This window comes from Pseudarthrobacter ribosi, assembly GCF_055412865.1.
This window is the reverse complement of the sequence record NZ_JBVAYZ010000010.1, coordinates 20,110-35,218: the sequence shown is the minus strand read 5'-3', so window position 1 is coordinate 35,218 and position 15,109 is coordinate 20,110. Positions and strand designations below refer to the sequence as shown.

At 66.4% G+C, this 15,109-nt stretch carries 11 protein-coding genes; 6 read left to right on the top strand and 5 right to left on the bottom strand.

What is annotated here, in order from left to right:
• Nucleotides 1-36 precede the first annotated feature (36 nt).
• Nucleotides 37-447, top strand: coding sequence for a nuclear transport factor 2 family protein (locus tag ACZYZ5_RS11960; protein ID WP_463901944.1), 411 nt, complete (start codon nucleotides 37-39; stop codon nucleotides 445-447).
• A 62-nt stretch (nucleotides 448-509) separates the two neighbouring features.
• Here the strand turns inward: ACZYZ5_RS11960 and ACZYZ5_RS11955 are convergent, their stop codons facing one another.
• Genes ACZYZ5_RS11955 through ACZYZ5_RS11945 form a run of 3 tightly spaced genes read right to left on the bottom strand, consistent with a single transcriptional unit; the run spans nucleotide 510 to nucleotide 3,560 of the window.
• A complete protein-coding gene (locus tag ACZYZ5_RS11955; RefSeq protein WP_463901943.1) occupies nucleotides 510-1,643 on the bottom strand; it encodes an FAD-dependent oxidoreductase in 1,134 nt (377 codons plus the stop codon).
• Nucleotides 1,636-2,292 (bottom strand): class I SAM-dependent methyltransferase, encoded by a 657-nt coding sequence (locus ACZYZ5_RS11950; RefSeq protein ID WP_463902026.1) that lies wholly within the window; start codon nucleotides 2,290-2,292, stop codon nucleotides 1,636-1,638. The genes ACZYZ5_RS11955 and ACZYZ5_RS11950 overlap by 8 nt, the downstream gene beginning before the upstream one ends.
• Before the next feature lie 47 nt (nucleotides 2,293-2,339).
• Entirely contained in the window at nucleotides 2,340-3,560 is a 1,221-nt protein-coding gene (locus ACZYZ5_RS11945; protein ID WP_463901942.1) for a type III polyketide synthase, read from the bottom strand.
• 140 nt (nucleotides 3,561-3,700) lie between these two features.
• On the opposite strand from ACZYZ5_RS11945, the gene ACZYZ5_RS11940 reads away from it, so the two are divergent.
• On the top strand, nucleotides 3,701-6,109 hold the full coding sequence (locus ACZYZ5_RS11940) for an ATP-binding cassette domain-containing protein (protein ID WP_463902025.1): 2,409 nt from the start codon (nucleotides 3,701-3,703) through the stop codon (nucleotides 6,107-6,109).
• Here ACZYZ5_RS11940 and ACZYZ5_RS11935 read toward each other — a convergent pair.
• Nucleotides 6,094-6,930 carry an alpha/beta fold hydrolase gene (locus tag ACZYZ5_RS11935; protein ID WP_463901941.1) on the bottom strand — a complete coding sequence of 279 codons (837 nt, stop codon included), beginning with the start codon at nucleotides 6,928-6,930 and terminating at the stop codon, nucleotides 6,094-6,096. The genes ACZYZ5_RS11940 and ACZYZ5_RS11935 overlap by 16 nt on opposite strands.
• A 297-nt stretch (nucleotides 6,931-7,227) precedes the next feature.
• Between ACZYZ5_RS11935 and ACZYZ5_RS11930 the strand changes: the two genes are divergently transcribed.
• Nucleotides 7,228-8,649: an FAD-binding oxidoreductase gene (locus tag ACZYZ5_RS11930; RefSeq protein WP_463901940.1), complete on the top strand. Its 1,422-nt coding sequence runs from the start codon at nucleotides 7,228-7,230 to the stop codon at nucleotides 8,647-8,649.
• Nucleotides 8,650-9,224: 575 nt separating this feature from the next.
• Here the strand turns inward: ACZYZ5_RS11930 and ACZYZ5_RS11925 are convergent.
• The gene (locus ACZYZ5_RS11925; RefSeq protein ID WP_463901939.1) at nucleotides 9,225-10,253 is read right to left on the bottom strand and encodes a LacI family DNA-binding transcriptional regulator; all 1,029 of its coding nucleotides are present in this window, start codon (nucleotides 10,251-10,253) and stop codon (nucleotides 9,225-9,227) included.
• A gap of 237 nt (nucleotides 10,254-10,490) precedes the next feature.
• Between ACZYZ5_RS11925 and uriH the strand changes: the two genes are divergently transcribed.
• The 3 genes from uriH to ACZYZ5_RS11910 are packed head-to-tail and all read left to right on the top strand — an operon-like array spanning nucleotide 10,491 to nucleotide 13,936.
• The gene (gene uriH / locus ACZYZ5_RS11920; RefSeq protein ID WP_463901938.1) at nucleotides 10,491-11,528 is read left to right on the top strand and encodes a uridine-preferring nucleoside hydrolase UriH; all 1,038 of its coding nucleotides are present in this window, start codon (nucleotides 10,491-10,493) and stop codon (nucleotides 11,526-11,528) included.
• Nucleotides 11,529-12,956 carry a uridine transporter UriT gene (gene uriT, locus ACZYZ5_RS11915; RefSeq protein ID WP_463901937.1) on the top strand — a complete coding sequence of 476 codons (1,428 nt, stop codon included), beginning with the start codon at nucleotides 11,529-11,531 and terminating at the stop codon, nucleotides 12,954-12,956.
• On the top strand, nucleotides 12,953-13,936 hold the full coding sequence (locus ACZYZ5_RS11910) for a ribokinase (RefSeq protein ID WP_463901935.1): 984 nt from the start codon (nucleotides 12,953-12,955) through the stop codon (nucleotides 13,934-13,936). The genes uriT and ACZYZ5_RS11910 overlap by 4 nt, the downstream gene beginning before the upstream one ends.
• Nucleotides 13,937-15,109 lie beyond the last annotated feature (1,173 nt).

Below are 15,109 nucleotides of genomic sequence, written 5' to 3'. Positions count from 1 at the left end.
CCGGGGCGGGCCGGTGCGTTCGGATAGTCTCGTTCGATGACTACACGGGCCCCTCTGGATTGCGTCCTCGCGCTGCTGCGCGCCATCGAGGGCGGCGGCGGTGCGGCGGAGATCGCCCCGTTCCTGGCCGGGGACTACACCCTGAGCGAGGCGCCGCATCTGCTGGCTCCGGCCGGTGCAACCCGGAACCGGGACGAGGCCCTGGCCGGGGCGGGGGCAGCCCAGGATGTCGTCTCCGGGCAGCGGTTCGTGGTGCGGCGCACGACGTGTGAGGGCGACCGTGTGGTGGTGGAGGCCGAGTGGAGCGCCACCCTGCTGATGGACCTGCCGCACTGGGACACCGGTGACGTCATCCGGGCCAGGGTCGCGTCCGTCTTTGAGGTCCGGGACGGCCTGGTGGTCAGCCAGGACAGCTACGACTGCTACTTCACGCCCCCGCCCGGCTGAGCCTGTCTGGCGTTCGAGCGGTGCAACCGATCGAACCGTGCGCGGCGGTCCGTGGCCGTCGGTTACTGCATGGTGAACCGGCGGGCCACGAATCCGTTGACGGCGGGCACGGAGGCGGCCGCCGCAACGGCGCGGTTCCGCACGGCCCACGGCCCGGCGGTCAGGGGCCGGCCGAGCGCCATGTTGATTTCTGACTGGCGTGCGGCCCGGGCGGCCGCGGCCGTGCGGCGGGTCTCGAAGTTCCGAAGTGCCGCCCCCACGTCCGCGCCGTGCAGCGACGCGAGCACCAGGGGAGCCAGGGCGGCGGCGTCCAGCCAGCCCAGGTTCATGCCCTGCCCGCCGATCGGGCTGATCTCGTGGGCGGCGTCGCCGATCAGCACCGTCCGGCCCGTCACCATCCTGCGTACCAGTCGGGTCCGGACGCCAAACCGGCTCAGCATGCTGTTGCTCGCGGGATCGACGTCGATTCCGGTGCGTTCCCTGATCGTTTGGACGAGCCAGCCGGCGTCCCCGCCGTCCCCGGGATCCGCGAGGCGCACCACCCAGCGCCGCAACGCCCCCGGCAGCGGGAAGGACTCCACGATCCCCGCGGATTCCAGGAACAGGGCCGCGTCCGGACCGAACCCGGTTGTGTCCGCGAAGTCGCCCATCAGGTAGCTGTCCCGGTAATCCTTCGCCCGGACGGCCGTGCCGAGCAGCGGCCGGACCGTGGACCGGACACCGTCGGCGGCGATGGCAAGGGCCGCCGTGTAGTGCACCGCCGAGCCCTCCGCGGTGGCGTCCGCGGTGACCTGGCCGCCGTCGTCGTGCAGCCTCGTGACCCGGACGCCGCGGTGCACGGCGTCCGGGTCGAGTTGCCGGACGCGCCGCTCCAGGACCGCTTCGGTGCGGGACTGCGGCAGGGCAAGGACGAACGGGAAGCCCTCTGAGACCCCGGCAAAGGACATCCGGGCGAGTGTCCGGCCGCCGCCGACGGCGATGCCGCGCCGGATCGGGACCCCTTCGGCCACCATGGCCGGCGTCACTCCGATGCCCTGCAGCGCGTCCAGCGACGGAGGATGGATGCCAATGGCCCGGGAGCGCGGTTCGGCGCCAGTCCGCTGTTCGAGGATGCGCACGCTCACGCCGTGCTGCAGCAGCAGCGCGGCCATGAACAGCCCGACCGGGCCGCCGCCGATTACCAGGACGTCAACCATGAGCCCTGTCCTTGTCGAGGATCAGCAGGTTGCGGAACGGGGTGCGGCGGACGACGGTCCAGCCCGGGGGAGCGCTGGCCTGGAGTTCGGTGGCGGTGTAGCTGCGGCGGATCGAGGTGAGGCCATCCTGCCTGATGTAGGAGCCCGTGAAGGGCCAGGAGCCGGCGAAGAAGAGGGCATAGGCGGCCGGGCTGCGCCGGAGGTCGTTGTGGATGACCCGGCCGTGGCAGAGTCCGGCGGACTCGGCCAGGAACCCCGGCAGTTCGTCCTCGGGCAGATGGTGCAGCACGTGGTTGGAGACCACCAGGTCGAAGCTGCGGCCTTCTTCGGCGAGTTGGGCTGCCGTGGACTGGCGGAACGTCACGGGTGCGGCCCGGTGCCGTTCGGCGGCGTAGCGGCTGGCGCGCGGATCCGGATCGATTGCCGTGATCTCCAGCCGGAGCCCGTCCCGGGCGGCCCAGCGGGAGAGCATCACCGGCACGTCGCCGCCGCCGCAGCCGATGTCCAGTAAGGTGGCGGGACCCTTCCGGAGGCGTGGCCTGAGCTGGCTCCGGTAGATGCCGCGCCAGCCGGAGACGGCCCGGTTCACGAGCGCGAACTGGGCATAGGTGCGGTCCAGCCGGACCGGATCACAGCCGGGCAGGTCCATCTCCTCAACGGCGTCCGCCGCACGTTCCCGCAGCAGGTGCACAGGGTTCAGGCCAGGGCCGATTCAGGCTGGGCGGTTTCGGCCTGGGCCGCATCCCCGCTCAGCGTTGTCGGGTCGTCACGGCGCGGGCTGCTGAGCTTGGTGAACAGCGCAGTTTCCACCGTCAGCCCCGGTCCGAACGCCATGGAACAGATCCGTTCCGCGCCGTCGTCGGCACCCTCTGCCGGCGGCAGATCAAGGATGTGCCGGAGCACGAAGAGCACGGTGGCGCTGCTCATGTTCCCGTAGTTGCGCAGGGTCTCGCGGGCCGGGACCAGCTGCTCGTCGCTCAGCTCCAGCCGGGACTGGACCTTGTCCAGGATGCTGCGGCCGCCGGGGTGGATGGCCCAGTGCCGGATGTCGCGGTAGGGAAGTCCCCGCAGGGCACCGTCCCGGGAGAGGAGCGGTTCCAGGGCACCGATGATGTGGTCATCGATGATGTGCGGGACGTAGTTCCCCAGGACCATCTCAAAGCCTTCATCGCCGATATTCCACGCCATGGATTCCTCGCCGACCGGGGTCAGGACGGTCTCGAAGTGGTCCAGTTGCAGGAGCGCCGGTTCGTCCGGGCGCTCCTGGGCGGTGACGATGGCAGCGGCCGCGCCGTCGGCGAACAATGCCGAACCCATGATGGTGTCCGGGTCGTTCGAGGTCCGGACGTGCAGCGAGCAAAGCTCCGCGCAGACGACCAGGACAACGGCGTCGGGATCGGCCTCGCAGAAGGATTTGGCCGCCCGCAGGGCAGGAAACGCGGCGTAACAGCCCATGAAGCCGAGGTGGTAGCGCTGCACGGCGGGAGCCAGGCCGAGGGCCCGGACGATTTTGTAGTCCGGGCCGGGGTTGAAGAACCCGGTACAGGACACCGTGACGAGGTGGGTTATGTCCAGGGACGTGATCCCGGGACAGGCGTCCAGGGCTTTTTGTGCTGCCTCAATGAAGAGTTTGGTGGCTTCGGTGGCGAAAATGTCGTTGCGGACCTTGGTGCTGGGGCTCAGCAGCAGCCCCGTGGCGGCGTTGAAAAACCGCGGGTTCTCCGCCTGGTGATCATTGGTCAGTTCCTCGACGGCCGTATGGCGGGTGTCGATGGCGGCGGAATCAAAGCAGGTGCTGACCAGACGCGTGCCCAGCCTGGTCAGTCCCGGCTGGGCCGCGAAAACGTCCCGGGCTTCCGTTTGGATCAGGACAGTGGGCGGGACAGCAGTTTCGAGGGACCTCAGGTAGACCGTCATGGTTCATTCTCAGCGAGGTCGGCGCATAAGACAATGGATTCGCCCGCGGATGCGGGCGCGAAGCTGGTTAGATAGAGCCAGACGACGCCGGTGTGGACTGCGGATGCGGCCCCTGCCCGAGAGATGGAGACACGATGAGCATGGCCACGACGTCGAATACGCAGACGGATGCGCAGCCGGACACGCAGCCGGGTGCGCTGCACCTTGCCGACAGCCACGATCTGATCCGTGTGCAGGGCGCCCGCGAGAACAACCTCAAGGACATCAGCATCGAGATTCCGAAACGCCGGCTGACGGTGTTCACGGGTGTCTCCGGCTCGGGCAAGAGCTCGCTCGTGTTCGCCACCATCGCCGCTGAGTCGCAGCGGATGATCAACGAGACCTACAGCGCCTTTGTGCAGGGATTCATGCCCAACCTGGCGCGGCCGGACGTGGACCACCTCGAGGGGCTGACGACGGCGATCATCGTCGACCAGGAGCGGATGGGCGCGAACCCACGCTCCACGGTGGGCACCGCCACCGACGCGAACGCCATGCTCCGGATCCTCTTCAGTCGGCTGGGATCGCCGCATGTGGGACCCCCGACGGCGTTCTCCTTCAACGTCCCGACGCGGAAGGCCAGCGGGGTGATGAGCACCGAAAAGGGCGGCCGGGTCGAGAAGAGCGTGGTGCACGATGCGGTCTACCTGGGCGGGATGTGTCCGCGTTGCGAGGGCATGGGCTCGGTCTCCGACTTCGACCTCACCGCGCTGTACGACGACAGCAAGTCGCTCGCCGGGGGTGCGCTGACGATTCCCGGCTACAGCATGGACGGCTGGTACGGCCGCATCTTCAGCGGCGCCGGCTTCGACATGGACAAGCCGATCGCGAAGTTCACCAAGAAGGAGATGCACGACCTCCTCTACAAGGAACCGACCAAGATCAAGGTCGAGGGCATCAACCTGACCTACGAGGGCCTGATCCCGAAGATCCAGAAATCGATGCTCTCCAAGGACATCGACGCGATGCAGCCGCACATCCGGGCCTTCGTGGAGCGCGCCATCACGTTCCAGGCCTGCCCGGAGTGCGACGGCACACGGCTCAGCCCGGAGGCCAGGTCCGCGAAGATCCAGGGCAAGAACATCGCTGAGCTGTGCGAGCTGCAGATCAGCGACCTGGCCGGGTGGGTCCGCGGGCTCGACGAGCCTTCGGTCGCGCCGCTGCTCAAAGGCTTGCAGCACCTGCTGGACTCGTTCGCCGAAATCGGGCTGGGCTACCTCTCGCTGGACCGGCCGGCGGGCACGCTGTCCGGGGGAGAGGCCCAGCGCACCAAGATGATCCGGCACCTCGGCTCGTCCCTGACGGACATCACCTACGTCTTCGACGAGCCGACGATCGGCCTGCACCCGCATGACATCGAGCGGATGAACCGGCTCCTGCTGCAGCTGCGGGACAAAGGCAACACGGTGCTCGTCGTCGAGCACAAGCCGGAGACCATCGCGATCGCCGACCACGTCGTTGACCTCGGGCCCGGCGCCGGCACCGAGGGCGGCCGCGTCTGCTTTGAGGGCAGCGTGGAGGGCCTGCGGGGGAGTGACACCATCACCGGGCGCCACCTCGATGACCGGGCCAGGGTGAAGGAATCGGTGCGCGCACCGGCCGGGACGCTCGCGGTGCGCGGCGCCTCGACACACAACCTCAAGGACGTCGACGTCGATATTCCGCTCGGGATGCTGTGCGTGCTCACCGGCGTGGCCGGGTCGGGCAAGAGCTCGCTGATCCAGGGTTCGGTCGCCGGCCGGGACGGCGTGGTGCTGATCGACCAGGGGGCAATCAAGGGGTCCCGGCGCAGCAACCCCGCCACGTACACGGGCCTTCTCGAGCCGATCCGCAAGGCGTTCGCCAAGGCCAACGGCGTGAAGCCGGCACTGTTCAGCTCCAACTCGGAAGGCGCCTGCCCCACCTGCAACGGCGCGGGCGTCATCTTCACCGAACTGGGCGTGATGGCCACCGTCGAGTCCACCTGCGAGGAGTGCGAGGGCCGGAGGTTCCAGGCGTCCGTCCTGGAATACAAGCTTGGCGGGCGCAACATCGCCGAAGTGCTGGCAATGTCGATGACCGAGGCCGAGGCGTTCTTTGGTGCCGGCGAGGCCAAGACGCCGGCGGCGCACAAGATCCTCGACCGGCTCGTGGACGTCGGGCTGGGCTACCTGACCCTCGGACAGCCGCTCACTACCCTGTCCGGCGGCGAGCGGCAGCGGGTCAAGCTGGCCACCCAGATGGCCGAGAAGGGTGACGTTTACGTCCTCGACGAGCCCACCACCGGCCTGCACCTAGCCGACGTCCAGAACCTGCTGGGCCTCCTTGACCGCCTCGTGGACTCCGGCAAATCGGTCATCGTCATCGAGCACCACCAGGCCGTCATGGCGCACGCCGACTGGATCATCGACCTCGGCCCGGGCGCCGGCCACGACGGCGGCCGGATCGTCTTCGAGGGGACGCCTGCCGAGCTTGTCGCTGCCCGCAGCACCCTCACCGGCGAGCACCTGGCGGCCTACGTCGCCCGGTGACCGAGCGTCTGTGAGCTCGGCCTCGCCGCCTCCTGCCAGAACTCATCCACGCGCGCATTCCAATCGTCCGGGATCTCCTGGAAGGGCTGGTGAGATTCCTGTGGCATCACCTCGAAATATGCGCCCGGTATGCGACGGGCCACGGACTCACCCAGTTCCGGTCTGCTCATCGGATCCACTCCGCCGGCAAGGACAAGGGTGGGCGCGTTGATCTGGCCCAACCGGCTTCCCGTCTCGTGGACCATGAACGCGTCCAGGAACTTCAGAAAATCCTCGGTGGACTGCTGATGCGGGAATGCGAGGGCGTCCGCAATGATCTGGCTGACCATTCCGCTGTTGTGTGCCCGCGGGGCATAGACAAGCAGGAAGAAGAACTCCAGGAATGCGCGTTCGTCCGGTGCCAGCTCGGCCTGCCAGTGGATGGAGCGGGCGAGCGTTTTCATGTACCCGTCCATTGCGGGCCAGGTGCTCTGTAGCACCAGGCTTCGTACCAGCTTCGGGTGCCGGAGGGTAAGCTCCTGGGCGATGATGCTGCCGCCGGAGAACCCTGCGACATGCGCTGAGGAGATGTTGAGACCCCGCAGCACTGCAGCCGCGTCGTCCGCCATCGCCTCGACGGTCGGTTGCCCCTCCGGCATGGCCGTGCGGCCCGCACCCCGGTTATCAAACGCCGTCATCCGGTAGCGGTCCGCCAGCCCGTCCAGCTGGAACTGCCAGGACTCGACAGTATCCCCAAGCCCGCCGATCAGCAGTACATCCGGCCCCTCGCCGACCTGCTCCGTCCAGATTTCCAGTTCCCCGGCTTTCACATACCGGCCCATTCCGGCCCTCCTGTCTGTTCGGCCGCCGGCTGAACGGTCCTGCCGGTGCCGGCGCCAGCCCGCGCCCGGCAACCCGCCGGGCAGTCAATTCGTAATCTACGCTCCTGTGCGGGGGGTGCCTAGCGTGCGGCCATCTGTGGTCCGTTGTCCGGCGCCGCAGGCGAATCTATACTGTGGACACCGCGAACTGTTCCAGTGCCTTCGCGGCTGGAAGCATCGCCCTTCAGCGCCGACCCCGGCGGGATCAATTCCATTGTTGGACCTGGGGGACCACCCCCATGGCACGGAGGCAGACCGATGAGCACAATGCATCAGGGGGAGCAGGCCGGCGAAGAGGACCGCGCTGTGCAGGAGTTGCGCGGGCACCTGGCGGGGTCGGTGATCGAACCGCAGGATCCGTTGTACGACGAGGCTCGGGCGGTATGGAACGGCATGATCGACGTTCGCCCACGGGCCGTCATCCGGGCGGGAGCCGTCGGAGACATTGATCCCGTCCTCCGCACGGCCCGGCGCACCGGGCTGCCGCTTGCCGTTCGCGGGGGCGGGCACAACATTGCCGGCCACGGCACTGTCGAAGGCGGCCTCGTGCTGGATCTAGGCCAGCTGCGCGGCGTGGAGGTCGATGTGAAAACCCGGCTCGTGACCGTCGAACCCGGGGCGACCTTGGCAGACGTGGACCGGGCCACGGCCGCGCACGGACTAGCCGTGCCGCTTGGCGTGATCAGCGCCACAGGGGTCGCCGGGCTGACCCTCGGCGGAGGGGTGGGCTGGCTGACCCGGTCCAACGGGCTGAGCCTGGACAACCTGGCCTCCGCCGATGTCATCACTGCCACCGGAGAGCACCTGCGCGCCAGCGAACTCGAGAACGCCGAGCTGTTCTGGGGGTTGCGCGGCGGGGGCGGAAACTTCGGGGTGGTCTCCTCCTTCACGTTCCGCGCCCGGCCGCTGCCGGCTGCCGTACTGGGTGGAAACTTCTTCTACCGCCCGACCCGCTGGAAGAGCGCGCTGGGCGCGTTCGGCCGGTGGACGCAGGATCTACCCGAGGAAATGAACCCGATCATCTCCTTCCTGGTGCTCCCGCCCGACTTAGAGATGGGGGAGGAGCCGTGGATGATCATCGGTTTTGCCTGGTCTTCGGAGAACCACCAGCCCGGGCTCGAGCTGATCGAGCAGCTGCGCGCCGCCGCGCCCCCCGACGAGGAGGAAGTCGCGCCGACCGCCTGGCTGGAGTGGCAGTCTGCCATGGACAGCCTGTTTCCCAAGGGCTCCCGGGGGTACTGGAAAAACTTGTCGTTCTCCCGAATGGACGATGACGCCGTCGACGTTCTGGTCGGATTCGCCTCTGAAGTGACCTGGTTCGGGACCGGGATAGATATTCACCACATGGAAGGGGCCTTCGGGCGAGTGCCGGAGGAGACCACTGCATTTCCCAACCGCTCGGCGAAGTACTGGCTGAACGTCTACGGCTTCTGGAACGACCCGGCGGAGGACGAGCGGCTGAGCGCATTCGCCCGGAAGGCCTACACACTAATGCAGCCGTTCGGCGAGCACGGCCAGTACGTCAACTTCCTCGGCGCAGAAACCGGACAGGACATCGTTGAGGCCGCACGTGAGGTTTACGGGCCCGATGCATATGACCGGCTGGTGGCACTGAAGAACCGTTTCGACCCGCACAACCTTTTCCGTCTCAACCACAACATTGTGCCGACCTCGGCCTGAGACAGCGACCGCAGGCGCATACCGGGACAGTCGGAACAGCGGGCTGCTTTCCCCCTCTTTTCCGGAGCTTTCTAACGCCGATAATCAACATTATGTAAAGCTGGTCGTCTGAGGCAACTTTTTGTCTCCCGGGAGGACTGCCCCAAGTTCCGGGGCGCGGGAAAAATCCAACGCCATCAGACGTGTTGCGCGGGTCACATTTAGTCTATTGTTGTCCGGGCGCCACAGCGTCGTGGCACCCGACTTAGTGCGGGAGAATTTTCGTGACAGATAAGCTTCGAGTGCTGGTCCGGGTGGACCTCGACTGCATGACGTGATGAAGCGCGCCAACTCGCTCAGCCACTGGAAGAGCAGTACGACCCGACTCCCCAGCTCCCTCGGAATTGGGCCGCGTTGGAGACCCCTCCCCCAAGCCGGCATCGCGACACCGCCGACTCGGAACGGATAACTCCAGCAGGTCCTTCGCCAGCAGGTCCTTCGGAGGCCGCCATTAAGGACAACAGACAACACGCGGGGCGAATATCGCCGATTGCCGCCGTTGCTCCAGTCCCAGCTTTCCTTCCCGCGCGAGAAGGTCAGCCCGTGGAACCTCGCACTACTAGCCAGCTGTCAAGTGTCACGTGCGGTTCCGCGAGCTCGGATCCTTCCATGAGCCCGCGGAGTTGCTGGCCCGCCTTGCGCCCGAGCGGTATGGCCGGCAGATGCACACTCGTCAGTCCGGGGTTGCTGGTTGCCGAATAGGGCAAGTCGTCGAAGCCGGCAACGGCCAGTTCCTGCGGAATGCGGACACCCGCCACGCGCGCTTCCTGCAATACGCCGTACGCGTGTGTGTCAGTACCGCAGACGATGGCGGTGACTCCGGAGCCCTGCCACTGCGGCCAGGCGCGGGCGAATGCCTCGGCGGCTGCCCCGACATCGATTGTGGTGGTGATGATGCGGTCGGGCGACACCGAGATCCCGCGCGCCCCGGCTTCGTCGAGGAATGCGTTGCGCCGCACATCGAAGGTGGCCGTGCCGGTCACGCTGTCGATGTAGGCAGCATGCGTGTGCCCCAGACCGGCAAGGTGCGCTGCCAGCTCACGTGCGCCGCGCGCGACATCCAGGTTTACCGAGGGGGCATATGCCTCCAGGCCGGGTGCATCAAGCAGCACCAGAGGCCCGGCTGCGGATAGCTCTTCGAGGAAGCCTGCGTTGGGGGCATCTACCAGGAGGCCGGCGGGTCGGAGCGCCAGGAGCTTCCGGACGTCCTCGGCCTGCGGGAACTCGCCGGGGTCGGTGACGGACAGCAGCAGCTGGTAGTCGGCGCCAAGGGACTCCCTGACTCCGGCTATCACCTTGGCGAAAAACGGATTGGAGATGTCTGGGGCCACCAGGAGGACGATCGAGCTCACGCCCTTGGCCAGGGAGCTTCCGATGCCGTCCACCACGTAGCCCAGAGCGGAGATAGCCTCCCGCACGCGCAAAATGTTGTCCTCGGACACCCGTCCCCTGGTTTTCCCGTTGGCCACCAAGGACACCGTGGCGGTGGAAACGCCGGCGCGCTCGGCCACCATCGCCGCCGTGACGCGGGGCGCGCGGGCGTTGCGCCGATCGAGGGTGTCCATGTATCGATCGTAGCCAACATTTCAAGCTTTCAGGCATCTCATGGCATCAAGCGCTTGACGCAATCCACGTTAAGCGTTTGACGTAACGCGGCGAACGATGCCAGAATTCTTGTGAATGCTTAGCGCCCTGCACGGGCAAGGCACCCAAACTCCAGCGGCAAGCACACAGAATGTGCGGCATCCAGCGGGTGCGGTTGCCGGCACGGGCAGGACCCCCCCAATGACGTGGAGACAACAATGGAAACCCAGCCCCTGACACCGGCACCCAAGAAGATCATTCTGGACTGCGACCCCGGACATGATGACGCAGTGGCATTGCTGCTGGCTCACGGCAACCCGGATATCGACCTGCTCGCCGTCACGACCGTCGTGGGCAACCAGACCCTGGAAAAGGTCACCCGCAACGCACTCTCAGTAGCCACGATTGCGGGCATCACAGGCGTCCCGTTCGCGGCAGGCAGCGACCGCCCGCTGGTCCGCACCATCGAAACCGCCCCCAGCATTCACGGCGAGACCGGCATGGACGGTCCCGACCAGCCCGAGTCCACCATCGAGCTGGACTCACGCCACGCCGTTGACCTGATCATCGAAACCGTGATGGCGCATGAGCCGGGCACGGTCACTCTGGTCCCCACCGCCGGACTGACCAACATCGCTATGGCGGTCCGCAAGGAACCACGCATCGTGGAACGCGTCAAGGAAGTCGTCCTCATGGGTGGCGGCTACCACGTGGGCAACTGGAGCCCGGTTGCCGAATTCAATATCATCATCGACCCCGAGGCCGCACACATCGTGTTCAACGAAAAGTGGCCGGTGGTGATGGTTGGCCTCGACCTCACGCACCAGGCATTGGCCACTCCGGAAATTGTTGACCGGATCGCGGCCATCGGCACCAAGCCGGCCACGTTCTTCATGGAACTGATGGAGTTCTTTACCAAGACCTACAAGGACGCGCAGGGCTTCGACTACCCTCCGGTCCACGATCCGTGCGCGGTTGCCTACGTCATCGACCCGACAGTGATGACCACCCGCAAGGTCCCGGTGGACATTGAGCTGCAGGGCACACTGACGCTCGGCATGACCGTGGCCGACTTCCGCACGCCGGCCCCGGACGACTGCCACACGTCCGTGGCAGTGGACCTTGACCATAAGAAGTTCTGGGATCTCGTCACAGATGCGATCATTCGGATCGGAGAGCCCGACGGCGGCGCTCCCGCCGCCACCGCAGCAGCCGTCCCCGCCATGGCCGGGGCCGTTGCAGGAGGGGGAAAGTAAATGACCACCCTAATCTCCGACACCAAGACCACCCGCACCAACGTCACCGCGCTCGTGGTCGCACTGCTGGCCGCCTGTGTGGCCTTCCAGCTCAATGCCTCCATGCTCAGCCCGGCCTTGGTCACCATGGCCAACGAGCTTCATACGGACCAGGCCGTCATCGGCCTCTCCCAAACCTGGTTCTTCACTGCCGCGGCCTTATTCTCGCTCTTCCTGCCGCGCCTGAGTGACATCGTGGGGCGCAAGAAAATCCTTCTCGGCATGATGCTGCTGATGGCCGTCGGCTCGATCATCGCCGCCCTCGCGCCCGATGTCACGTGGCTCTTCGTGGGCCGCATCATCCAGGGCGTCAGTGGCCCGACCGTCCCCCTTTGCCTCATCATGCTCCGCTCTGCGGTCAGCAACCCGCGTAAATACGGTGCACTCATGGGCCTCATCACGGCGGTCAATGGCGGTGTGGCCGGCGTTGACTCGTTTGTGGGCGGCTACTTTGCCGAGCACTTCGGTTTCCGCAGCATCTTCTGGCTCATGGTTGCCCTGGCTGTCGCAGCCGCTGTCCTGGTTGCCGTTCTGGCCCGGGAGAGCAAGCCGGCTGCAGGAACCTCCATGGACTGGCTGGGCGTCTTCTTCATCGTGATCGCGGTGGGAGCGCTCCTGACCGCACTGAACGAAGCCTCCAAGCTCGCCGCGGACTTCTCTGCTGGCTCGTTGCTGCTCGCCATCGGCCTGGTTGTGGTGGCCGGCGCCGCGTTCTTCGCGTTCTGGACGGTGGAGAAACGTGCCAAGGGGCCCATGGTGGAAACCGTGCACCTTCGCCAGCGCTCCACCTGGGCACCACTGCTCACCACCACGCTCACCATGACCGGCATCTTCGCCGTCATCAACGGCATCGTCCCGGCGTACGTTCAGGCAGCCGACCCGGGCTTCGGCGTCGGCCCCACCGAAATGTCCCTTCTCATCCTCACGCCGTACGCCCTTCTGGGTTGGATCGTCGGTCCGATCAGCGGCCGTCTGGCCCCAGTCCTGGGCTACACAAAGGTCCTGCGCATCGGCCTGTCGGGCAGCCTCGCGGCCTTGGCGATCATCGCGTTCCTCGGCCTGAACAACCTGCCGATGATGATGATCGGCACGGCCCTGCTGGGGATCATGTACGCCGGTACGGTCAATATCATGCTGAACGGGCTTGGTGTGGTTCTCTCCCCGCACGGCAACCCCGGATTCCTGCCTGGCATGAACGCCGGCGCTTTCAACCTCGGCGCTGGGCTGAGCTTCCTGGTTCTACCGACGGTCCTCGTCGCGACGTCGTCCATGGGGGACGCCAAAATGTCCTACCTGACCGTCGTGGTCGTGGGCCTCGTCATCACCACGGCAGCCCTCGCCTCGTCCCTCCTGATCCCCAAGCCCGTCGACGCCGAGGTAACCGAATGAGCACCGAAACCAGCACTCCGGTATCGAGAATCGTCGTCGTTGGTTCCCTCAACGCCGACCTAACCATCTACTGCGACCAGCTGCCCCAGCCGGGCGAGACGGTCCACGGCAACGGCTTCGCCGTCAATCCGGGCGGCAAGAGCGCCAACCAGGCCGTAGCTGCCAGCAAACTAGGCGGCCACGTCAGCCTTTTGGGCGCCGTCGGTGACGACCCCAACGGCGCACTGCTCCTCGAATCTACCGCCCGCGCCGGCGTGGACGTCTCGCGCGTACGCCGCGCTGCCGATGCCGCCACCGGCGTCGCTATCATTTCCGTCGATGCCGCCGGCGAGAACAGCATCATCATCTCCGCCGGCGCCAACGGGACCCTGACCCCGGCCGACGTCGATGCCGCAGCCGACCTTTTCCACGACGCCGCAGTGGTCTGTCTATGCCTGGAAGTCGGGCTCGACACGGTTGCAGCCGCCGCCCAAGCAGCCCGCGACGCCGGCGCAACGGTCCTGCTGAACCTCTCGCCCTACGCCGAGATACCGCAGGCACTAGCCCGGTTGAGCGATGTGTTGCTGGTTAACGCGCATGAGGCTTCGCTGTTCCTAGGGAAGAAGAGCATCCCCGGTGCCGACATGGACGCCTCCGAATGGGAGCCGGTGCGCAAGCAGTTTGCTGAGCGCGGCTTGCAACGGGTGCTGGTGACGCTGGGTGCCCACGGTTCCGTCGTGTTGGATTCCCAAGCCGCCCATGCACAACAAATCACCCGCATTTCACCCACCAAAGTATTAGCCGTGGACACCACCGGTGCCGGCGATGCCTTCACAGGCGCCGTGGCTGCGCAGCTGGCCACCGGGGGATCCTTGGCAGAGGCCGCCGCGTTCGCGTCCGTGGCCGCAGCCTTGGCTGCCACGAAAAAGGGAACCCAGACCGCATATCCCGATACCGCCGAGGTGAGACTCCTGCGCAGCAACCATTCTCGCAGGAGCTGATACTCCGAGCAGGAATGGGCCCCTGGCCACGCGCGGCCGAGGCTGTTGTGGTCGGACCGCGTTAGCGGCGCGAGCAGGAGATACATGCCGCGCTCCCCCGTCGGGAAACCAAGATAAGGCTCGTCCCGGCGCCCTGTGCTCGGGAACTGGAACCGCAGCCGGCCTGGGACTGAGGCCGCGGGATGTAGGTGGAAGTGAGAACGCGGTCCGCCGGTTCGTGGGATCACAGCGGGCATTTCACTGGGACTGGACCGTCGGCCATGCCGATGAGTTCTTCGACCATGAACGCGCCATCCTGCCTGAAACCTGGCGGTCGCTACAATCCGCGGCTGCCGGACCCCTCCGAAGGTGTCTTGCGGTTTCCGGACCGTTCCGGTCTATGAGTGGGCGGATCTGCATTCAGGGTTCGGCCCCTCCCCCGCCCAGATCATCACCGAATTCAACCGGCCTGCATTTCAGGACCGGCCTTCAAGCGCCATGGAGTAGATGGCGTACAGACACGCCGCGGCGGTGACCACCAAAGCGATGGTCCCTGGGATTCTCCCTTGCTTCCCAGTGATGGAGAGGAACCCCAGGAAGGCCGCGAACAGAGTCAGAGGAATGTAAAAAACACGAAGAGGCGCCCAAGGCGAGCCCTTGCGGGCCGCTTCCTACTGCGATGGAAGCGAGGGTCGTTACGACTGCGTTCACAATGACGATGATCAGGGCAAGCAAACCGACAGTGAACATCCCTTTTCTCCGCGGCGCAGGCCGGATGCGGTCGCGGTCTTCCGGTCGCGTTTCCATAAGGGTGACGGTACCCCACGCCCCCAGGGACAGCATGTTGGGGAAGGGCATCGGTCTCGGAAGCTTGGTCTGGTTGGTTCCGCCCGTCCGTTTGACCTGGGTTACGCGTCCTGGATTCCGTGCCGCATGTCGCCTCTGCTTCGTTGTCAGCGTCGCAGATCCCCGCCCAATGCCCGGGGTTTGCGAGACATGGCGCCGCCACTGCCACCCTCTGAGACTTCAGAAACACTCCGGCCGCTGTCCCTGCACGTGGGCTGCGATTGATCAGATGTGGGACGGGGGCACGGAGTGCGGGGGGCTTGGAGGCTTAGGTCCCGTCTGGTCCGGGCGGTCCTCGGCGCCCGAGGCGCGCTGGGGCTGCACGGATGGTTCGGGCCGACGATTCGC